We start from the raw sequence: 19,925 nt of genomic DNA on the forward strand, positions 1-19,925 counted from the left end.
GACTCGCGGTCCTCGTGATAAGACCCCCGCCCCCCTCTTGCGTGCGTTTGAGCTGCCAGAGGTAATACGCGTTAGGAGAAGCCCAAATGAGCAGGGTGCTGGTTATCGGTGCTGGCGGCGTTGGTTCGGTCGCCGTCCACAAGATGGCGATGAACGCCGATGTGTTCTCGCACATCACGCTGGCGAGTCGCACGAAGTCGAAATGCGACGCTATCGCTGCGTCGGTGAAGCAGCGCACGGGCGTGACGGTCGATACGGCCGCGATCGACGCCGACGATGTCGCCGCGACGACAGCCCTGATCCAGGTGGTGAAGCCGGCTCTGGTGGTCAATCTGGCCCTGCCGTACCAGGACCTGAACATCATGGACGCCTGTCTGGCGGCCGGGGTGAACTATCTCGACACGGCCAATTACGAGCCGCGTGACGAGGCCAAGTTCGAATATAGCTGGCAGTGGGCCTATCAGGACCGCTTCAAGGACGCCGGCCTGATGGCGCTGCTGGGCAGCGGCTTTGACCCGGGCGTGACCTCGGTGTTCGCCACCTACACCAAGAAGCATCTGCTGGACCGGATCGACACGCTCGACATCCTGGACTGCAACGGCGGCGACACTGGCCTGCCCTTCGCCACCAACTTCAATCCCGAGATCAATCTGCGCGAAGTGACCGCGCCCTCCCGGCATTGGGAGAACGGCGCGTGGGTCGAAGGTCCGGCGCTGAGCCACAAGCAGGTGTTTGACTTCGACCAGGTCGGCCCGAAGAACATGTACCTGATGTACCACGAGGAGCTTGAGTCCCTCGTGAAGTTCTACCCCGAGATCCAGCGAATCCGCTTCTGGATGACCTTCGGTGACTCCTACCTCAAGCACCTGGAAGTGCTGGGCAATATCGGTATGATCAGCATCGAGCCGATGATGTTCCAGGGCCGCGAGATCATCCCGATCGAGTTCCTGAAGGCCCTGCTGCCAGAGCCGTCGTCGCTGGGCCCGATCACCAAGGGCAAGACCAATATCGGCACCATCGCCACGGGCGAGAAGGACGGCAAGGCGCGCACCGTCTACATCAACAACATCTGCGACCATGAAGAAGCCTACGCCGAGACCAACAATCAGGCGGTCAGCTACACGACCGGCGTTCCGGCCATGATCGGGGCTGCCCTGATGTTGACCGGTCAGTGGAAGGGCGCGGGCGTGTTCAACATGGAACAGCTGGATCCCGATCCGTTCATGGACATGCTGAACAGGCATGGCCTGCCCTGGAAGGTCCAGGACCTGGAAGCTCCGCTAGCTTTCTGATCATGGAAACCAAGGCCGCCGGCCCCGGCGCTTTCGCCCGCTTCGATCTGAACCGCGTCCCGTCGCCCTGTTTCGTGGTCGACGAGGTCGCGGTGCGGCGTAACCTCGCCATGCTCAAGGCCGTGGGCGAAGGGTCCGGCGCCAAGGTGCTGCTAGCGCTGAAGGCGTTCTCGATGTGGTCGCTGGCCGGCGTCGTCGCCGAATATCTGGACGGCGTCTGCGCCTCGGGCCTGTGGGAAGCCCGGCTGGCTCGCGAGTTCTATAGCGGCCACCTGACCACCTACTCGCCGGCCTACAAGCGCGAGGATCTGCCCGCCATCCTGCGGATCTCCGACTCGGTGATCTTCAACACGCCCGACCAGATTGCGCGGTTTCCCGATTTGATCGCGGCGGCGCGGGCGGCGGGCGATGTGTTCGACATCGGCCTGCGCCTGAACCCCGAGCACAGCGAGGCCGAGGTCGCCAAGTACGACCCCTGCCAGCGCGGCTCGCGCCTGGGCTTTCCGGTCTCGCAGCTGCGTCCGGAGCATCTCGACGGCGTCGATGGTTTGCACATCCATGCCTTGTGCGAGCAGGATTTCGCGCCGCTGCAGCGGATCTGGCAGTCGCTGGAGCCCCGGCTGGAGGGGATGCTGGGCCGGCTGAAATGGCTCAACCTCGGCGGCGGCCACCATGTCACCCGGGCCGACTACCAGACCGCCGACCTGATCGCCTTCCTGGCCGGGATCGCCGAACGCCACGGGCTGCAGGTCTATATCGAGCCCGGCGAGGCCATCGCGCTGGACGCGGGCATCCTGGTGGGCGAGATCCTCGACACCTTCGACAACGGCCTGCCCGTCGCCATTACCGACATCTCGGCCACCTGCCACATGCCCGACGTCATCGAGGCGCCCTATCGGCCGGCCATGCTGGACGAGGTCGCGGTAGAGGGCGGTGCTGGCGTCGCGGTGCGGATCGGCGGGCCCTCGTGCCTGGCCGGCGACATCATCGGCGACTACGGCTTTGCCACGCGGCCGGTTCCGGGCCAGCGCATCGCTTTCCTCGACCAGGCCCACTATTCGATGGTCAAGACCAACACCTTCAACGGCGTGCCCCTGCCGGCCATCGCCCTGTGGAACAGCGACACCGACGCCCTGGAGCTGGTGCGGGAGTTCGACTATGCCGAGTTTCGCGACCGGCTGTCCTGACCGTCAGTCCCCGGACTTGATGGGCTTCCTGGGGTCAGCCTTCGGCGCGGGCGCCAGGCGCAGCACCTCGGCCTGATAGCGCTCATCGTCGCCGGCCGCCGCGAAGGGCAGGGCGTCGCAGATGGCGTCGAGCAGCGGATCCAGCCACTGGTGCTCGACCTTGTGGAAGTCGCCCAGCACGTAGTGCATAACCATGGCCTTGTCGCCCGGATGGCCCACGCCGATCCGGCCTCGGCGGAACGTGTCGCCGACCTGACTGGTGATCGAGCGGATGCCGTTATTGCCCGCCGCTCCGCCGCCGGCCTTCATCCGGAAGCGCCCCGGGGCCATGTCGATCTCGTCGTGGAAAACGATGACGTCGGTGGGCGCCAGCTTGAAGAACTTCATCGCCTCGCCCACGGCGCGGCCGCTCTCATTGTAAAAGGTCTTTGGCTTGAGCAGCAGCAGCTTGACCGCCCCGGCCGGAGTCGAGACCTGACCCTCGCAGGCCAGTCCCTGGAAGCGCGCACGCCACGGCCCCGTACCCCAGCGTCGGGCCAGGGCCTCGACGGCCGTGAAGCCGACATTGTGGCGGTTCTTCTCGTACTTGGCCTCGGGATTGCCGAGACCGGCCAGGATCAGCATCGCTTCAATCCAACGCGGTAAGCGGAAACGAAAAACGGGCGGGCCCGAAAGCCCGCCCGTCTCGATAGTCGATCGGACAACCGGTCCGAAGGCCTAGAGCAGTTTCCGATAAGTGTGAAACGGTTATCGGATCGAAAAATGCTCTAAACTTTTGATTTAGAGCCCTTTTCGCCCGACCCTGATGAAGCCATCAGGTCGGAAAGGGCTCTAGCCTTCGGCGGTGGTGTCGCCTTCACCGGATTGCGAAGCGGCCGAGGCCTTCAGGTTGGCGATCACGAAGTCGCGGTCCTGGGCGGGCTTCACACCTTCCGGAAGCTTTACTTCCGAGATGCGGATGACGTCGCCGATGTCGTGGCCGGCCAGATCGATGACCAGTTCTTCAGGGATCTTGTCGGCCGGGCAGGCCAGCTCGACGGTGTGACGGATCACTTCCAGCGTGCCGCCCTTCTTCAGGCCGACCGAGGTTTCGTGGTTCTTGAAGTGAACCGGAACTTCGATCTTGATCAGCTGGTGCTCGCTGACACGGAACAGGTCGAAGTGGACCGGAACGTCGGTGACGGCGTGGAACTGGACGGCCTTGGCGATGACCGATTGCTTCTCTTCGCCATGCTGCAGCGTGACCAAGTGGCCGAGCAGCTTGCCGGTGTAGAGCGCCTTGCGGAATTCGTTGACCTTCACCGCGATGTTCACGGGAGCCTTGCCGCCACCGTACAGCACGCCGGGGACCTTGCCGTTGCGGCGGGTTTCGCGAGCGCCGCCGGTGCCGGCGCGTTCACGCAGTTCAACGTTCAGAATGATCTCGGCCATGATATTCTCTCTGGAGAGCCCTTGCTCTCGAAATGCAAAATCGCCGCACAGGACTGAATTGTCCCGCTCGGTCGACGTTTTTAGGGTGGCGCTACATACACAGAAGGGCCGGACGATGCAACGTCCGGCCCTTCCAGGTTTTTCCGGCCGAGGCCGTGAAGGCGACTACTTCTTGGTCACCGGCTTCTTGACGGCATCCTTGGCCTTCTTGGAGTTGCGGCCCGCGCCGCCACCTTGGCTGAGCGAGGTCTTTTCCGGCACGGCGCGTGGCGGCGGGGGCGGTTCGACCGGCATCGGCGAGCCCGAAGCCTTGATCACGCACTGACCGGTGTCCATCAGGATGTGCTGGCCCAGGCAGAAGACGTCCTCATAGTGCGGCTTCGACACGGCTAGGCACTGGTAGAGGTTCAGCTTGCCCATGTTCAGGCACATGGCCGAATTGGGCTCGGCCATCACCGCTTCGATAAGGGTCAGGTTGTCGTCGCCGGCCGCGCCAAGCGCCGCCAGGGCGGCTACCGCCAGGCCGCGAATGACCACGGGCGAGTAGGGACCCGAGGCCGAGCGCGGAGTCAGGGTCAAGGGCTGGGCCCCCACCGAGGCCTGCTGCAAGGCGGTCACGTCGGTAGTGTCGCCCAGGGCCGGGATTGCCGACATGGTCTTGGCATAGGCCAGGCGGCCGTCGCGGTCGGCTACCGAAGCCTTGGACCAGGACGAGTGCTGGACGTCGTAGGCGGCCTGTTTGACGGCCTTGCCGGTGATGTAGACCTTCAGGCCTTCCGCGCCGAGCGTGTCGATGACCAGTCCGGCTGCGGTGTCGCTGCCCTTGAAACCGACGGCGTAGGCCGGATCGGCGACCAACTGGGCGATGACCTGCTGGCGCTGGACAGGATCGACGGCGAAGGTTCGCACCGCGCCGACGAACGCCGGGTCCTGCAGGGCGATGACGGCGGCGTAGGCGGTGACGCCCGACAGCAGTTGCTTGGGTTCGTAGGCGACGGCCACCTTGAGCGAGGACTGGATCTCGTCGCCGTTCAGGAATTTGGGGTTGATCGCTCCGGCTCGGGCCATGTAGCCGCGGAAGGCGCTCGCGCGCTCGACCAGGACATTGGACAGGGTGATCGGCGGCGGGGCCGGCGGGGCCGCAATCACGACCGGCGGCGGCGGAGGCGGGGTTTCGCAGCCGGCCACCACAGTGGTCAGCGCGACGGCGGCCGTCATTAGAACGGCGCGCGCACGCGAAAAAATGTGCATTCCGGGCAACTTCCCCATGAGTCTGATTTCGCGAGTAGCACCCGCGACGGGCGATATTGTGACACTCAGCCCGTTAACCAGACTTTGACAAGCGTGGCCGCAAGGCCGTTCACCTGATGCGTGTCTGTAAAGAACGGTCCTGATCTGCAAGCCCCCTCACCGGGAGAGTTGCAGATCCGGATGCATAGGGTCTGGCGGGGTGAAGGTCACGGAGAGTCTGGATCCGACGCCGACGGAATTTTGCTCGACCGCGAATTTACCGCCCAGCTGGCGCGCCAGGGCCACGATCACCTTCATGCCCAGTCCGGCGCCCTTTTCGGGATCGAAGGCCGCAGGCAGGCCTTCTCCTTCGTCGCACACGGCCAGTGTGTGGGACCCGCCCCGGATCCGGTAGCTGACGCGCACCGCGCCCGCGCAATGCTTTGCGGCATTGGTGATCAGCTCGTTAGCGATCAGGCCGATGGGTTGCACCAGGGTGGTGGCGACCATCCCTTCATCGCCGACCACCTCTATCGGCCGGTCGAGAATGTCGGACAGTTCTGCGCAAAGGCGGCGCAGAAAGCCCAGGCTGGACACCATGTCGGCCTGCTCGGCGTGAAAGTGGCGGTGCACGCGCGCCACGGCGGCGACGCGGTTGGCGGCTGTTTCGAGCTGTTCTGCCGCCTCAGCGCTGCCGGTTCGGCTTTGCATCGCCAGAATGCCGGAGACGAACTGCAGACTGTTCATGACGCGGTGATCGATCTCGCGGGCCATCAACTGCGCCTGACCGACGGATTTACGAGCCGCCAGCCGCAATTCCAGCTGATCCATGACGACCGTGGCCAGGTCCTTCAGATCGTCGATCTGATCCTGGTTGACGGTGCGTGCGACCTTGTCGATCACGCAGAGGGTGCCGAGATTGTATCCGTCGTTCGTTTCCAGCGGCACGCCGACATAGAATCGCAGCCCAAAATTGCTCGCCACCAGCGGATTGGCCAAGGTGCGGGGATCCAGGCTGGCGTCGAGAACGATGTGGACCTCGGGCGACAGGATCGCCGATGCGCACAGTCCGGAATCTCGCCCGATCTCCTCCACAGGCAGGCCGTGGTGGGATTTGAACCAGATGCGGTTCTCGTCGACGATGCTGATGATGGCGATCGGAACATCGAAGCGCCGGGCCGCTATCGCCGTGATGCGATCAAAGGCGCCGTCTGGCGGCGTATCGAGGACGTCGTAGCGCCTGACGGCGGCCAGCCGCTGCTGCTCGTTGGCAGGAATGCTATTCGGCACGATGTCGGTCAAAGCCGCCTCCCTCAGCCGGTAACGCTGTCGGGTAGGGCTTGTTCCGGCCGCCGGAGGCCGCTCGAAACGCTAGAGCCCTTTCCGACCTGATGGCTTCATCAGGGTCGGGCGAAAAGGGCTCTAAATCAACAGTTTAGAGAATTTTTCGATCCGATAACCGGCTCACACTTATCGGAAAATGCTCTAGGCCTCTCAGGCTTCGAAAGCCAAAAGATCAGTCGAACAGCTTTGAAACCGACTCTTCGTTGGCGATCCGGCGGATCGCTTCGCCGATCAGCGGGGCGCAGGATACGTAGCGGATTTTCGGGCAGGCCTTGACGGGGTCCGACGCCTCGATGGAGTCGGTGACCACCAGTTCGGTCAAAACCGAGTTGGCGACGCGCTCGGCGGCAGCGCCCGACAGCACCCCGTGGGTGACATAGGCGCTGACCGAGACCGCGCCCTGGGCGACCAGGGCGGCGGCGGCGTTGCACAGGGTGCCGGCCGAGTCGGCGATATCGTCGAACAGGATGCAGCGGCGGCCCGAAACATCGCCGATGATGTTCATCACTTCCGACTGGCCGGGGCCCGAGCGGCGCTTGTCGACAATGGCCAGATCGGCGTCGTTCAGGCGCTTGGCCAGGGCCCGGGCGCGCACCACGCCGCCGACGTCGGGCGAGACGATCATCAGGTCCTCGCCCAGCGGGTACTTGCCGCGAATATCGTCGGCCAGCAGGCGCGAGGGCAGCAGGTTGTCGGTGGGAATGTCGAAGAAGCCCTGGATCTGGCCGGCGTGCAGATCCATCGTCAAAACCCGGTCGGCGCCCGAGCGGGTGATCAGATTGGCCACCAGCTTGGCCGAGATCGGCGTGCGGCCGCCGGTCTTGCGGTCCTGGCGGGCATAGCCGAAATAGGGGAGGACGGCGGTGATCCGCTTGCCCGACGCGCGCTTCAGGGCGTCGATGCAGATCAGCAGTTCCATCAGGTTGTCGTTGGCGGGATAGCTGGTCGACTGCAGGACGAAAACGTCCTCGCCGCGCACATTCTCGTCGATGGTGACGAACACCTCCAGGTCGGCGAACCGGCGCACCTGGGCGCGGGTCAACGGCATGTCGAGGTACTCCGCGATGGCCTGGGACAGCGGGCGGTTCGAGTTGCCGGACAGCAGCTTCATGGGGTCGCTCGGAGCAGGGGGTGCGCGTTGCCGGGCCTTCTAGCAGTGATCGGCCGGCGAACAAGACCTTAACGGCCCGCGTGACGGATCGATGACGCTTTGTGGCTTTCGGGCCGCCTTACCCCTCCAGTGCTATGGCCGACAGCAGGCGGCCATAGTCGCCTTCGCCGTTCAGGACCGCGCGGCGGTTGGAGAAGAACAGGGCTTCCTCGGCGCGGGTGTCGCGGCCTACCCATTCGCGTTGCTCGATCCCCGCTGTGCGCAGGCGGTCCAGCACGAAGGCCGGCAGGTCGAACATCCGCTTGTCTTCGCTGACGCCGGGCCGGAAGAAGTGGCCAGAGCCCGGGCAGTCGGCCTCGAAGCGGTGCAGGAATTCCAGGCCGACCTCGTAGGAGGCCGGGCCGATACAGGGGCCGACGGCGGCGATCATGCGTTCAGGGCTTCCGCCTAGCTCGACCATGCGGTCGACAGCGGCCTGCACCACGCCGTCCAGGGCCCCGCGCCAGCCGGCGTGGGCTGCGGCCACGATCTTCGCCTCGGGATCGACGATCAGCACCGGGGCGCAGTCGGCCGCCAGGGCGCCGCATACGATGCCGGGGGTCCTGGTGACCACCGCGTCGCCCTCGGGTCGGACGTCGCCCCACGAGCCGTCGGCCTTGATCGCGATGGTCGAGTGGATCTGGTAGCAGGTGTTGAGGTCTTCCGGATCGACCCCGAACCAGCGGGCGGCGCGGGCGCGATTCTCGATCACGTCGGCCGGGTCGTCCTTGCTGCCGCGCCCAACGTTCAGGCTGTCGTAGATGCCGGTCGAGACCCCGCCCTGGCGCGTGAAGAAGGCGTGGCGCACGCCGGGAACGGCGGCCAGCAGCGGCGACTGGATCGTGGGCAGTTTGCTGTACGGCATGTCAGGCGACCTCAAAGGCAGGCGGCGTGAAACCGGGTGCGTGCAGGCACACGGCCTTGAACAACGCGCCCATCTGCGCCTCGCCGGTCAGGCGATCAAGCTGTCTTGCGATGATCTCGGCGCGGTCGGGGCGGGCGGCGGCCAGAGCCCCGGCCCGCGCCTCGATTCCGAGCATCGCGAGAAAGATGGCCTGGCTGAGGATTGGACCGGTCTGGGCTCCCGCCTCACGGCCAGCGGCCAGCACGGCGGGGAAGTCGGCCCAGACGGTCAGGTCGGCCCGGCCGGGGGCATGTAGCGGATCGACCTTGCCGTGACTTTGGATGGCCTGGAGCGTGTCGCCGGCGCCGGGCGCGTCGCGGCCATAGTCGATCAGCAGCGCCGCGCCGCCGTCGGTGGCGATGCGATGGCCGATCTCGGCCCCAAGGGCTTCCTGGGCGAGGGAGGATTCGAGGATGACGCCGACCGGTCTGTCGCCAGCCTCCGGCGGCGAGGGTTCGCCACGCGTCGGAGCCGACAAACCGCGCAGTCCGAACGCCAGGTTCCCCTGCTCATCCAGTCCGATCACCCGCTCGGCCCAGCCCTTTGAGGTGCGGACGAACTGCCGGGCGGGCAAACAGTCCAGCACCTCGTTAGCGACCAGGATCATCGGCGCGCCAGCTGGGACGGTCTCCAGCCGATCGGCCCACTGCGGCGTAGCGGCGATCAACCGCTGCGCTTGCAGAGCCCGCAAGGGTGGCGACACCTCGACCAACCACAGGTCGGCCGCTGCGAGAAAGTCCGGCGCCAGCCCCGCAGCGCGCAGCAGGTCGCTCATCAGGGTTCCGTCGCCGGGTCCCATCTCGATAAGAAGGAAAGGCGAGGGCCGGCCCATGCGGATCCAGGTCTCGACCGCCCACAGGCCGATCAACTCACCGAACATCTGGCTGACCAGCGGCGCGGTGATGAAGTCGCCGCCGGGGCCCAGATCAGGCCGCGTGGCGTAGTAGCCGTCGCGCGGGTCGTGCAGGCAGCGGCTGAAATATTCGGCGACGCTGATCGGCCCGTCCTGGACGATCTGCGCCTTCAGGCGATCAAGCAGGCTCATGAGCCTGGTCGGCCGGTTCGCGCAGGGCCTTCCACAACAGCCAGATCCCGACCAGCAGCATCGGGATCGACAGGATCATCCCCATGGTCAGACCCAGCGGGAAGTCGGGCATGCCCTCGTCGGGATTGCGGACGTTCTCAAGCACGGCGCGGAACAGGCCGTAGCCAACCAGGAACGTGCCGATCAGGGCGCCGCGTCGCTGCAGCCACTTCAGGCGATGGGTTGCGAACCACAGGATCGCAAACAGCACCACGCCCTCCAGCGCCGCCTCGTAAAGCTGGCTGGGATGACGGGGATCAGGTCCAGCGGGACAGCGGCCGCCATTGGCGGTCTGGATCGTCTGGTTGCAGAAAATCACGCCGAACGGGTGGTCTGTGACCCGGCCCCAAAGCTCGCCATTGATGTAGTTGGCCACGCGCCCGAAGAAGATGCCGATGGGCGCGACGGGGGCGATCAGGTCGCCCAGCTTCAGCACGTCGATCTTCTGCTGGCGGGCAAACAGCAGGATGGCCGCGCAGACCCCCAGGAAGCCGCCATGGAAGGACATGCCGCCCTCCCAGATCTTGAAGGCTTCGAGCGGCTGCTGCATCAAGCCATAGCGCTGATCGGGATTGATCAGCATGTAGAACAGGATGTAGCCCAGCCGTCCGCCCAGGATGATGCCCAGGGTGATCCACAGCACCAGATCGTCGATCTGCACCGGTGTGGCGGTCGGCGTGCGTCCGCCCCACAGAGGTTCGTTCTTGACCAGCCGTACGGCGTAGCGCCAGCCCAGCAGGATGCCGGCCACATAGGCCAGGGCGTACCAGCGGATCGCCAGCGGCCCCCATTGCAGGGCCAGCGGGCCGATGTGAACGACCGGGTCGATATCGGGAAAGATCACGCGGCAGGCTCCGTTCCGGACAGATCGTCGCAGGCATAGCCGGTTCGGTCTTCGCTTTCACCCCCCGCATCCCATATAAGGACGGCGGACACGACGCCCGCCCTTGGAACCTCGATGCACAGCCAGAACCCTTTCCTTGACGAATTCGCCAAGCTGACCCAGGCGGCCATGGGCATCGCCCAGACGGCCGGCGAGGAAGCCAAGACCGCGATGCGCGCCCAGGCCGACCGCCTGACAGCCGAATTCGATCTGATCCGTCGCGACGATTTCGAGGCGCTGAAGGCCGAGGTGGCTGCGCTGCGCGAAGAGGTTGCGGGCCTGAAAGCCAAGAAGGCCTTACCCAAGAAGGCGGCCGGAACAGGCGAATAGACCATTCGCCGCTCGCCCTTGACGTGAAGGGGCTGTGACGGCGCTCCCGAAGCAGATTAGACTCATCGCGACGTAAGCGATTCATGGAGGGTCTCACGCCCGCCATCGCTCACGGGACGCGCAGGATTCCCATGGACACCCAACCGGAAGACGACGACGTCCTGATGGCTCTCGACCCCCTCGAAGTGGTTGAGCATGTCCTGTCGGCCGAAAACCTGACCTTTGATCGCACCGAAGACGGCGATCTGGCCTTCTCCCTGACCGGCGACTGGAAGGACTACGAGCTGTGGTTCGCTTGGCGGCCCGAGGCCGACTGCCTCCAGCTGTGCCTGTCGCTCGACCTGCGCGCTCCGAAGACCAAGCGCACCAGCGCCTATGAGCTGCTGGCCATGATCAACCAGCGCGTCTGGCTGGGCCATTTCGAGGTCTGGACCGAGGACGGCGAGGTCGTGTTCCGCCATGCCCTGGCCCTGCCCTCGGGCGAGCGTCCGACCATGGCCCAGGCCGCCTCGATGATCGACGCCGCCGTCGAAGCGGCCGACCGCTTCTATCCGGCCTTCGACTTCCTGCTACAGGGCGCCAAGACCCCGGACGAGGCCATGGCGGCCTGCATGTTCGAGACGGTGGGTCAGGCATAGCGCTGGACTTTCCTTCTCCCCTTGCGGGAGAAGATGGCCTGCGAAGCAGGTCGGATGAGGGGTTTCTCCTTGTTCGCCACTGATCGGTCTTGATGGGCGCCGTGCGACCCCTCATCCGTCGCTTCGCGACACCTTCTCCCGCAAGGGGAGAAGGATGACGGCAGCGGAGCGACTCGAATGACCCCCATCCTCCTCCTCGGCGCCGGTCGCATGGGCGGCGCGCTGATCCAGGGCTGGCGCTACGCCGGAGCCTTCTCCGCCGCCGACCTGATCGTCCGCGATCCCAATGTCGACGCCGCCGCCGACCCCGCCGTCTTTGGGGGCGCGCTGGTCAATCCGCCGCTCGAAGCCCTGTCGGCCGCCCAGACCGTTTTGCTGGCGGTGAAGCCGCAGATCTGGCGCGAGGCGATCAAGGACGTGGTTCCGCATCTGGCGCCCGACGCCATCATCGTCTCCATCGCCGCCGGCGTGCGCGCGGCCGACATTTCCGAAGCCTTCGGCGGCCGCGCCGTCGCCCGGGTGATGCCGACCACCGCCGTGGCCATCGGCCGGGGCACGGCTAGCATTCACGCCGCCGATCCCACGGCCCGCGCCGCCGCCCACGCCCTATTTGCGCCAGTCGCCACGGTGGTCGATCTGGACGACGAAGAGCTGCTCCACGCCGCCACCGCCGTATCGGGTTCGGCTCCGGCCTATCTCTACGCCTTCGTCGAGGCGCTCGAAGCAGCGGGCGCCGGCGCCGGTCTCGATCCCGCCGCCTCGGCAAGGCTGGCCCGCGCCACCATCATCGGCGCGGCGGCCCTGATGGAGGCCGGCGGCGAAGAACCGTCCGAGCTTCGCAAGCAGGTTACCTCGCCCGGCGGCACCACCGCGGCGGCGCTGGCGGTGCTGATGGGGCAGGGCGGGTTCGGGGACCTGCTGCCCCGGGCGCTGGACGCGGCGATTGCGCGCTCGAAGGAATTGGGCGGCTAGAGCCCTTTCCGACCTGATGGCTTCATCAGGGTCGGACAAAAAGGGCTCTAAATCAAAAGTTTAGAGCATTTTTCGATCCGATAACCGTTTCACACTTATCGGAAAATGCTCTAGCGCCGTCGCTTGCCCATCGCGCGCCCCGCCTTGCCAGAGCCGCTTTCCACAGCCATCTGAGTCACCATGACCGCCGCTGAAGACATCCTCGACCGCGCCGCCGCCGCTGCTCTCGCCCTGGCGGCGGACAGGCCTTGGCATTACATCGCCCTGCGCGACATCGCCCTGAAGGCAGAGGTCCCGTTCGTCGAGCTTTACGCCCTGGCCTCGGGCAAGGGTGCGGTGCTGGCCCATCTTTCGACGCGCTTCGACCGCGCCGCCCTGGGCACCGTCTGCGCCGAGGACGCCGCGCCGCATGACCGCCTGTTCGACGCCGCCATGGCGCGGCTGGAGGCCATGGAGCCGCACCGCGCGGCGCTGATCGCCATCGCCAGCTCGGAAGGCGTGGTGGTCTCGGCCTTGCGGTTTCCCAAGACCGCGCGAGCCATGCTCGAGGCCGGCGGCGTGGAAGCGACCCCCGTGCGGCTGGCGGCGATGACGGCTGTGTGGGCGCGTACGGTTCAGGTTTGGCGCGACGACGAGGGCGCGCTGAACCGGACCATGGCTGAGTTGGACAAGCGGCTGAAGCAGATGGCCGAGCGGCTATCGAAGATCGGGGCAGGGTTCGAGTAAAGGTCCTCTCCCTAGAGCCCTTTCCGACCTGATGGCTTCATCAGGGTCGGGCGAAAAGGGCTCTAAATCAAAAGTTTAGAGCATTTTTCGATCCGATAACCGTTTCACACTTATCGGAAAATGCTCTAGCGGGGGAGGTGTCGGCGGAGCCGACGGAGGGGGAAGTGCTGCTGAGTCATTGCCGATTTCCCCCACCGGCCTCCGGCCGCATCCCCCTTCAGGGGAAGGATTTAATTCCGCCTACCCCGGCAACCGCATCACTGCCCGCAGTCCCCCCATCGCCGACCGCTCCAGCACTAGATCACCGCCCAGTCCGCGCGCCATATCGCGCGCGATGGCCAGACCCAGGCCGACGCCCTTCTCGTTCTGGTTCCGCGACTCGTCCAGCCGGCTGAACGGCTTGAACGCTTCCTCGTAACGGTCCTCGGGAATGCCCGGACCGTCGTCCTCGACGACGATCTCGACCCCACCGGTCAGCCGCTCGGCGGCGGTGACCTTGACGTGGTCGCCGTGGGCGGCGGCATTGTCGATCAGGTTGGCCAGGGCGCGCTTGAAGGCGTTGGGACGCAGCTCGACGGTCAGTTCGGGCGGCACTTCTGCTTCCACCGCCGCGCCGGCCCTGGTCGCCGCCGCCACAACGCCGCCGATCAGGTCGGTCAGGTCTACGGTCTGAGGCGCTTCTCCGCCTTCTCCGCGCGCGAAGGCCAGATATTCGTCGATCATGTGCTCCATTTCGGAGAGGTCGCCTTTCATGGCGTCCATTCGTTCGCACGGCTCGGCCAGGGCCACCTCCAGCTTCAGGCGGGTCAGCGGCGTGCGCAGGTCGTGGCTGACGCTGGCCAACAGGGCGGTTCGCTGCTCGATATGGCGCTGGATGCGGGCCTTCATGGCCAGGAAGGCCTGGGCCGCCTGGCGCACTTCGCGGGCGCCGTGCGGCTTGAAGTCGATGTCGCCGCCGCGCCCGAAGGCGTCGGCCGCGTCGGCCAGACGCTCGATGGCCCGCACCTGGTTGCGGATGAACAGGATGGCGACGGCGGTCAGCAGCAGGGTCGCCACCACCATCCAGACGATGAAGATATGGCCCTGAGTCGCGAAGGCCCGGTCGCGCAGGGCGTAGATCTGCAGCACCCCGCCATCCACCTGCACCCGGATGTCGATATAGGCGGTGTAACGGGTGGTATCGAACCAGAACGGGGCGTTCAACCGGTCGGCCAGGGCCTCCTGCAGCGAACGATCCAGGGCCGGCAGCAGCGAGGTGCGCCGGCCGGTCGGCAGCTTCTTGCCCTTCTGGAAGGCGATGGAAAGGGCTAGGGATTCCTCGGCCCGGTCGGCCAGCTTGTCGACAGCGGCGGGGCCTGGATCGTCCTGATAGCTGGCCACGGCCCAGGCGACGTCGCCGGCCAGACCTTCCGACAGACGGCTGTTCACGGTCTGCCAATGGGCGTCGAAAAAGGCCCAGGTGACGGCGATCTGCATCACGGCGACGGGCAGGACGATGATCAGCAGCGAGCGGCCGAACAACGAAGTCGGCAGCCAGCGCTTGATCTGACGCGGGATGTAGAGCTTGGCGCGCAGACGCATGGCTTAAGTCCTCCCCCTGGCGGTGGAGGTGTCCGCGGAGGGGACGGAGGGGGAAGTCGGCAGGCCATGGGGATCACTTCCCCCTCCGGTCCTGCGGACCGCCTCCCCCGCTGGGGGGAGGATTTGCGCGCGTGATCCCATCAATCCGGCGCCAGCCGATACCCTATGCCCCGCACCGTCTGCAGGTACCGTGGGTTCTTTGGGTCCGGCTCGATCTTGCGGCGCAGGCGGGTGACCTGGACGTCGATGGCGCGGCCGGTGGCGTCGGCGGTGTCGCGGGCGAGTTCCAGGCGGTCGACCGGCTCGTGGGCCACGCGGGCCAGCCGGCGCATCAGGGCGACCTCGGCCTCGGTCAGGCGCACCGGCTGGCCGTCGCAGGTCAGCTCGCCGCGCTCGGGCTCGAAAGAACAGCGGCCCAGCGACAACTCGCGCGGCCCGCTGGGCCTGGCGGCGGTGCGGCGCAGTATGGCCTCGATGCGCAGCAACAGTTCCTGCGGCTCGAAGGGCTTGCCCAGATAGTCATCGACCCCGTGGCTCAGGCCCTCGATGCGGTCCTGGGTCTGGTCGCGGGCGGTCAGCATCAGGATCGGGGTCTTGCCGGTCTCGCCGCCCTTGGCCCGCAGGCGCTTGGTGAAGGCAAAGCCGTCCTCGCCCGGCATCATCACGTCCAGCACCATCAAATCAAAGTCCAGCGACCCGCACAGTTTGTCGGCCCCGGCGGCGTCGGCGGCGGTGCTGACCCGGAAGCCGGCCCGGACCAGAAACTCCTTCAGCAGCTTGCGGATGCGGTCGTCGTCATCGACCACCAGCAGGTGGCGGTCGCGGCGTTCGTCGGGGCTCATGCCACGACCCGCCGGGTCGGACCGACGCCCTGACGCGAACCGGCCAGGGCCGCCAGGATGCGCCGTGTGCCGGCCACACCGTCCAGGCCGCCGGTGCGATAGGCCTTGGCCAGCAGGGTGCGCAGGCGCTCGGCGGTTCGGGCCTCGAAGGCCACGCCCTCAGCCGTCAGCACGGCGGGTTTGCGGCGGCCGTCCAGATCGCCCCCGGCCCGTTCGACCAGCCCGGCCTTGGTCAGGTCCGACAGGGTGCGGCTGGCGGCCTGCTTGGAGAGGCTGGTCAGTTTCGATAGGTCCTGCACCCCGATGCCGGGCCGGCGGCGTAGCAAGAAGGCCGCGCGCCAGTGCGAGCGGCCCAGGCCCAGGGTCTCGGCCTCCAGGGTCGCGTCGACCGCCGCCCACAGGGCCGCTTCGGCCAGCAGGATCAGCTCCAGTCCGCTGTCCAGCTCCTCCTCGCGCAGGATGAGCCGGGGATCGGCCGCGCCTTGCTGGAGGGGGGCTATCATCGCCGTGAGTCCACTTGGTTGACGGTTCGAGATGTCGGGAGGTCTATCGCACACGGTGGCCGAGATCGGCGAGGCCCGCAAGGCAAGCGCGACCAAGAACAACCCCGACGGCCCTCATGTTCGCTAAATCGCCACCAGCGGCAGCCAAATGATCGGCGTTCCAGCGCGCCCCGCCATGAACGAAAGAGCCGCCCGGGATCGCCCCCAGCCGGCTCGCAGGGATCGCGGCCTTGGCGAGTCTAGAAGGTCTTGCGCAGGCGCAGGTTCATGAAGGTGCGCGGATCAACGGCCCGGTCCTCGACAAAGGCCACCGTCCGGGTCGTGCGATTGGAGAAGACCGTGCGGCGATTGGTGTAGTCATCCCAGAGATTCAGTTGGGCCCGCAGCGCCAGGGTCGGGGTCGGCTTGTACTCGACAAAGCTCTCGTAATAGTTCGCGCCGCGCCAGACACTGGTCTGGTCGACGTCATAGGTGCCCTGGCCCAGCAGCGGCAGCCAATTGATTCCCCACTGGATCTTGTACTTCACCAGATCCTGCTGGAAACCGATATTGGCCTGGGTCGGACGGATGCGCGAGATCGGCCGGTCCTTGCCGGTGGTCGGGTCGGTGACGTGGGTCTCGTTCCAGTCGTTCTTGGCCGTGAAGCGGCCGCCCTTGATGCCGAACCTGTCCAGCGGCACCACGATGTTGACCGACAGCTTGTCCAGCGTGCCATTGCCGATATTGCCCGTGGCCGACAGGCCGCCCGGCAGGGGCAGGCGGTCGATGACGCCGATGATCTCGTCATGGCGATAGCCGATCGAGACGATGCCCTCGCCCAAGAAGCGGCGCTCATAGGTGACCTCCGAGATCCAGCGCTGTTCCGGCTCCAGATCGACATTGCCGCCATAGACGGTGTCGTCCTCCAGCTCGGCCGAGGCGGCGAAGTCGCCGAAGTCCAGTTGGCCCAGTTCGCGCTCGAAGCGGACGCGCAACTGGTTGTTGGCGACCGGCGTCCAGGTCGCCAGGAACCGGGGCTTGGCGTAGAAGAAGCTCTTCTCCTGATCGGCGTCGCCCGACTGCTTGATGGTCGAGGTTTCCAGCCGCAGGCCGCCTTCGAGGGTCAGTTTGGGGTTCACTCGCCAGGTCGCCTTGGAGAAGGCCTCGCCGCGGGTTTCCTCGACCTTGACCGAAGCCGAGGGCAGGGGCACGGCCACGCCGCCCTGGGTGAAGGCCTGGCGGATCTCGAGCATGTTGTAGGCCACCTCGCCGCCGGCCTCGAAGGTCAGGGCGGCGGAGCGCTCGTGGCGGACCAGGGCGCGGGCGATGGATTCCGAGGATTCGCCCTCGGCGCTGAACCGCTGTTCGGGACGAGCGGCGCCGCCCAGGGTCTCGTTGCCGGTCGAGACGTCTTCGAAGGTCTCGAATTCGTGGATGGCCCGCGTTTCCAACGCCCAGCGCGGCATGATCGGACGGGTAAAGGTCAGGCCCAGCTCGCCGCTCTTGCTTTCTTCGGCATAGTCGCTCTCGCGTAAGGCGACCGCCGAGCGCTGCAGGCTCCAGCTTTGCCAGTCGTTGACGCCGTAGCGGGCGGTGGCGTCCAGCTTTCCGCCGGCCACTGGCCCGGTATAGTTGCCGCGAATACCGCGCCCGCCGCCGTAGCCGTCGTTCTCGTAGGACTCGTCGCGGATGATGTTCCCGGCGCCGTCGCGGCGGATCGTGCGACCCGGGCCGTTGGAGTCGTTGTTGCCAATGCCGTCCGACAGGGTGACGCCCCAGCTCCGGGCCCCCTCGCCGGCGGTGAACTGGTAGGAGCCGCCATAAAGGTCCTGGCCGCCGTCGAAGATCGCGGCGTTCCAGGTCAGGATCGACTGGCGGCTGGCGGTGGTCTTCAGGATCACGTTCACGATCACCGAATAGCCCTGCATGTCGATGCCCGAGGCGCCGCCACGGATCAGCTCGATGCGCTCGACCTGGCTGGCCGGCGTGCGCGACAGAACATTCGAGCCGGTGTCGTTCTTCGACGCCGGGCGGTTGTTGTTGATCAGGATGTTGCCGACCGCGCCCTCGAAGCCGCGCGCGCCCGAGCCGTCATTGACCGCGAAGCCGGGCACCCGGTTGACCATGTCCAAGGCGGTGTTCGGGCGCTGGGCGGCGAAGAAGTCGGGTTTGAAGACCAGAACGCCGCTCCGGCTGGCGTCGTCGGCGACCGCACTGGCCGGCGCTGGTGTCTCGGCCGTTTGCGCGGCATTGGCGGCGAAGGCCGGGCCGGCGGTCAAGACAAGCGCTGTGGTGGCCAGCAGGATGGTTCTGGTCATCGGTATCCCCGTCAAACTTATTGACGAGGTCTGCCGGTGCGGGTCGTTCATCTCAAGTTACAAGGCCGAAAGGTTGTTATATCTTTGTAATCATTACAGAGAGTTCACGTTTTAGACGGTCAGCCCAGAGAGTTAATGCATCTTACCTGTAAGAGATGATCGACCAGTTTTTACCTTTTCGGCATCACTGGCCGATGCGTGCCTGCTCAGCCACCGCGCTTGGGCTTGGGGGCCGTGTTCAAGGCCACGGCGGCTTGGATCAGCGCCTCGAACGCCTTTTCGTCGAGTTGGGCGCCTTCATGGAAATCGATGGCGCGGGCGCCCGGCCTGGCTCTTCCAGCCCGGCATAGCGGCGATATAGGCCTGAACCGAAGCATCTCCGTCGCCCTTGGCGATCTCTGGGTTGCCGCCCGAGAGCAGCCTGGGCGCGGGTGGCTCACCGGTCATGGCGTCAGCCTTGTCCGCGGCGCGGTCGGCGCCAGCGGATGACATGCGGCAGGGCGAACAGATAGAGGCCCGACAGCAGCAGCAGGATCAGCGGGACCAGCGCCAGCAGCCCTACCCAGACGGCGGGCTGGCCGCCCGACATGACGACCATGTAGGTGATGACACCCAGGGTGAAGGCGATGGAAAGCCAGCGGTGGCCCTGCCGAATTCATGAGTTCCAATTCAAGGCGACCTCCTCTGAGAATGTGCCGAAGGGGCTGGGCGGCCTCAGTCGAGGCCCGCTACGACCTGTTCCAGCTTTTCGAAGAACTGCCGCCAGCCGTGGCCGGCGCCGCCGAAGGCCTGCTTCTGATCGGGCCTGAAGCCCGACTGCTCCATGCGCAGATGCGTGCCCGCGCCCGTCGGGGTGAGGGTGAAGGTCACCACGCTGCGCAGGTCGTAGGCCGCGTCCTCGTTGGTGTGGTTCCAGGTGTAGGACAGCGTCCGGTTGGGCTCCACGGTGAGGACCTCGCAGTTCAGCACGCCGCCCCACTCGCCGCGCAGATTGAAGCCGTGGCCGACGACGGGCTGGAAGTCGTTCTTCATCAGCCATTCCTCGATCAGGTGCGGCTGGGTGAGCGCGCGCCAGAGCTTTTCGGGCGGAAAGGCGATCTCCCGTTCGACCACGACAGAGCGCGTTTCGGGGGAGCGCATATCGGGCGCGGCAGGGCTCATTGGTCCATCCTTGCGAGCAGGTCTTCGAGACGGTCGAAGCGGGTTTCCCAGAACCCGGCCATTTCATTGGTCCAGTCGCGCAGCGGGCCAAGGGCGGCGAGCTGGGCGCTGTAATGGGTCTGGCGGCCTTCGGGGCGGTCGCGCACCAGCCCGGCCTGCTTGAGGACGGCCAGATGCTTGGAGACGGCCGGTTGCGAAACTCCGGCCTGAGCCGTCAGGGTCCCGACCGTTTGCTCTCCGTCACGGCACAGCCGCTCGAAGATCGCCCGCCGGGTCGGGTCGGCGAGCGTTCGAAACAGCATGTCCTGAGCAGTCTGCATGGTTAATCAATAACTCACTGGCTATGGATAAACGTATAACTACAGAGCTA

22 protein-coding genes are annotated in these 19,925 nt (G+C 66.1%); 6 read left to right on the plus strand and 16 right to left on the minus strand.

The features are described from left to right. Positions 1 to 86: 86 nt before the first annotated feature. Complete coding sequence (locus ACP69S_RS02845) at positions 87 to 1,292, plus strand: saccharopine dehydrogenase C-terminal domain-containing protein (RefSeq protein WP_425994663.1); 1,206 nt, start codon at positions 87 to 89, stop codon at positions 1,290 to 1,292. Between the two features lie 2 nt (positions 1,293 to 1,294). Then, the gene (locus tag ACP69S_RS02850) at positions 1,295 to 2,479 is read left to right on the plus strand and encodes a carboxynorspermidine decarboxylase (RefSeq protein ID WP_425994665.1); all 1,185 of its coding nucleotides are present in this window, start codon (positions 1,295 to 1,297) and stop codon (positions 2,477 to 2,479) included. A 3-nt stretch (positions 2,480 to 2,482) separates the two neighbouring features. Here the strand turns inward: ACP69S_RS02850 and pth are convergent, their stop codons facing one another. The 8 genes from pth to lgt all read right to left on the minus strand — a co-directional run bounded on the left by pth (position 2,483) and on the right by lgt (position 10,466). Beyond that, the gene (pth, locus tag ACP69S_RS02855) at positions 2,483 to 3,103 is read right to left on the minus strand and encodes an aminoacyl-tRNA hydrolase (RefSeq protein ID WP_425994667.1); all 621 of its coding nucleotides are present in this window, start codon (positions 3,101 to 3,103) and stop codon (positions 2,483 to 2,485) included. Between the two features lie 207 nt (positions 3,104 to 3,310). Beyond that, entirely contained in the window at positions 3,311 to 3,910 is a 600-nt protein-coding gene (locus tag ACP69S_RS02860; protein WP_425994669.1) for a 50S ribosomal protein L25/general stress protein Ctc, read from the minus strand. 165 nt (positions 3,911 to 4,075) lie between these two features. Continuing rightward, complete coding sequence (locus tag ACP69S_RS02865; protein ID WP_425994670.1) at positions 4,076 to 5,128, minus strand: hypothetical protein; 1,053 nt, start codon at positions 5,126 to 5,128, stop codon at positions 4,076 to 4,078. 189 nt (positions 5,129 to 5,317) lie between these two features. Next, positions 5,318 to 6,442: a sensor histidine kinase gene (locus ACP69S_RS02870; protein WP_425994672.1), complete on the minus strand. Its 1,125-nt coding sequence runs from the start codon at positions 6,440 to 6,442 to the stop codon at positions 5,318 to 5,320. A 214-nt stretch (positions 6,443 to 6,656) separates the two neighbouring features. Continuing rightward, entirely contained in the window at positions 6,657 to 7,595 is a 939-nt protein-coding gene (locus tag ACP69S_RS02875) for a ribose-phosphate pyrophosphokinase (protein ID WP_425994674.1), read from the minus strand. Between the two features lie 118 nt (positions 7,596 to 7,713). Continuing rightward, a complete protein-coding gene (gene pgeF / locus ACP69S_RS02880; RefSeq protein ID WP_425994676.1) occupies positions 7,714 to 8,499 on the minus strand; it encodes a peptidoglycan editing factor PgeF in 786 nt (261 codons plus the stop codon). A 1-nt stretch (position 8,500) separates the two neighbouring features. Next, entirely contained in the window at positions 8,501 to 9,583 is a 1,083-nt protein-coding gene (locus ACP69S_RS02885) for a class I SAM-dependent methyltransferase (RefSeq protein WP_425994678.1), read from the minus strand. Then, positions 9,570 to 10,466 carry a prolipoprotein diacylglyceryl transferase gene (lgt, locus tag ACP69S_RS02890; protein WP_425994680.1) on the minus strand — a complete coding sequence of 299 codons (897 nt, stop codon included), beginning with the start codon at positions 10,464 to 10,466 and terminating at the stop codon, positions 9,570 to 9,572. Before lgt ends, ACP69S_RS02885 begins: the two co-directional genes overlap by 14 nt. Positions 10,467 to 10,580: 114 nt before the next feature. On the opposite strand from lgt, the gene ACP69S_RS02895 reads away from it, so the two are divergent. From ACP69S_RS02895 to ACP69S_RS02910, 4 genes are all read left to right on the plus strand, one after another. Continuing rightward, positions 10,581 to 10,835 carry an accessory factor UbiK family protein gene (locus ACP69S_RS02895; RefSeq protein WP_425994682.1) on the plus strand — a complete coding sequence of 85 codons (255 nt, stop codon included), beginning with the start codon at positions 10,581 to 10,583 and terminating at the stop codon, positions 10,833 to 10,835. A 131-nt stretch (positions 10,836 to 10,966) separates the two neighbouring features. Beyond that, complete coding sequence (locus ACP69S_RS02900) at positions 10,967 to 11,473, plus strand: YbjN domain-containing protein (protein WP_425994684.1); 507 nt, start codon at positions 10,967 to 10,969, stop codon at positions 11,471 to 11,473. Positions 11,474 to 11,650: 177 nt separating this feature from the next. Then, a complete protein-coding gene (proC, locus tag ACP69S_RS02905; RefSeq protein ID WP_425994686.1) occupies positions 11,651 to 12,445 on the plus strand; it encodes a pyrroline-5-carboxylate reductase in 795 nt (264 codons plus the stop codon). A gap of 180 nt (positions 12,446 to 12,625) precedes the next feature. After that, on the plus strand, positions 12,626 to 13,171 hold the full coding sequence (locus ACP69S_RS02910; RefSeq protein ID WP_425994688.1) for a TetR family transcriptional regulator: 546 nt from the start codon (positions 12,626 to 12,628) through the stop codon (positions 13,169 to 13,171). 240 nt (positions 13,172 to 13,411) lie between these two features. On the opposite strand, the gene ACP69S_RS02915 is transcribed toward ACP69S_RS02910, so the two are convergent. The 8 genes from ACP69S_RS02915 to ACP69S_RS02950 form a co-directional block, all read right to left on the minus strand. Next, entirely contained in the window at positions 13,412 to 14,752 is a 1,341-nt protein-coding gene (locus ACP69S_RS02915) for an ATP-binding protein (protein WP_425994690.1), read from the minus strand. Positions 14,753 to 14,892: 140 nt separating this feature from the next. After that, the gene (locus ACP69S_RS02920; RefSeq protein ID WP_425994692.1) at positions 14,893 to 15,594 is read right to left on the minus strand and encodes a response regulator; all 702 of its coding nucleotides are present in this window, start codon (positions 15,592 to 15,594) and stop codon (positions 14,893 to 14,895) included. Next, positions 15,591 to 16,097 (minus strand): MarR family winged helix-turn-helix transcriptional regulator, encoded by a 507-nt coding sequence (locus ACP69S_RS02925; RefSeq protein ID WP_425994694.1) that lies wholly within the window; start codon positions 16,095 to 16,097, stop codon positions 15,591 to 15,593. Before ACP69S_RS02925 ends, ACP69S_RS02920 begins: the two co-directional genes overlap by 4 nt. A gap of 239 nt (positions 16,098 to 16,336) precedes the next feature. Next, on the minus strand, positions 16,337 to 18,394 hold the full coding sequence (locus tag ACP69S_RS02930; protein ID WP_425994696.1) for a TonB-dependent receptor plug domain-containing protein: 2,058 nt from the start codon (positions 18,392 to 18,394) through the stop codon (positions 16,337 to 16,339). 297 nt (positions 18,395 to 18,691) lie between these two features. Further along, on the minus strand, positions 18,692 to 18,841 hold the full coding sequence (locus tag ACP69S_RS02935; RefSeq protein ID WP_425994698.1) for a hypothetical protein: 150 nt from the start codon (positions 18,839 to 18,841) through the stop codon (positions 18,692 to 18,694). Between the two features lie 4 nt (positions 18,842 to 18,845). Beyond that, the gene (locus ACP69S_RS02940) at positions 18,846 to 18,992 is read right to left on the minus strand and encodes a hypothetical protein (RefSeq protein ID WP_425994700.1); all 147 of its coding nucleotides are present in this window, start codon (positions 18,990 to 18,992) and stop codon (positions 18,846 to 18,848) included. A 116-nt stretch (positions 18,993 to 19,108) separates the two neighbouring features. Next, complete coding sequence (locus tag ACP69S_RS02945; protein ID WP_425994702.1) at positions 19,109 to 19,555, minus strand: SRPBCC family protein; 447 nt, start codon at positions 19,553 to 19,555, stop codon at positions 19,109 to 19,111. Next, positions 19,552 to 19,875 (minus strand): ArsR/SmtB family transcription factor, encoded by a 324-nt coding sequence (locus ACP69S_RS02950; RefSeq protein ID WP_425994704.1) that lies wholly within the window; start codon positions 19,873 to 19,875, stop codon positions 19,552 to 19,554. Before ACP69S_RS02950 ends, ACP69S_RS02945 begins: the two co-directional genes overlap by 4 nt. Between the last annotated feature and the right edge of the window lie 50 nt (positions 19,876 to 19,925).

Source organism: Caulobacter sp. DWR1-3-2b1, assembly GCF_049895765.1.
GTDB lineage: Bacteria > Pseudomonadota > Alphaproteobacteria > Caulobacterales > Caulobacteraceae > Caulobacter.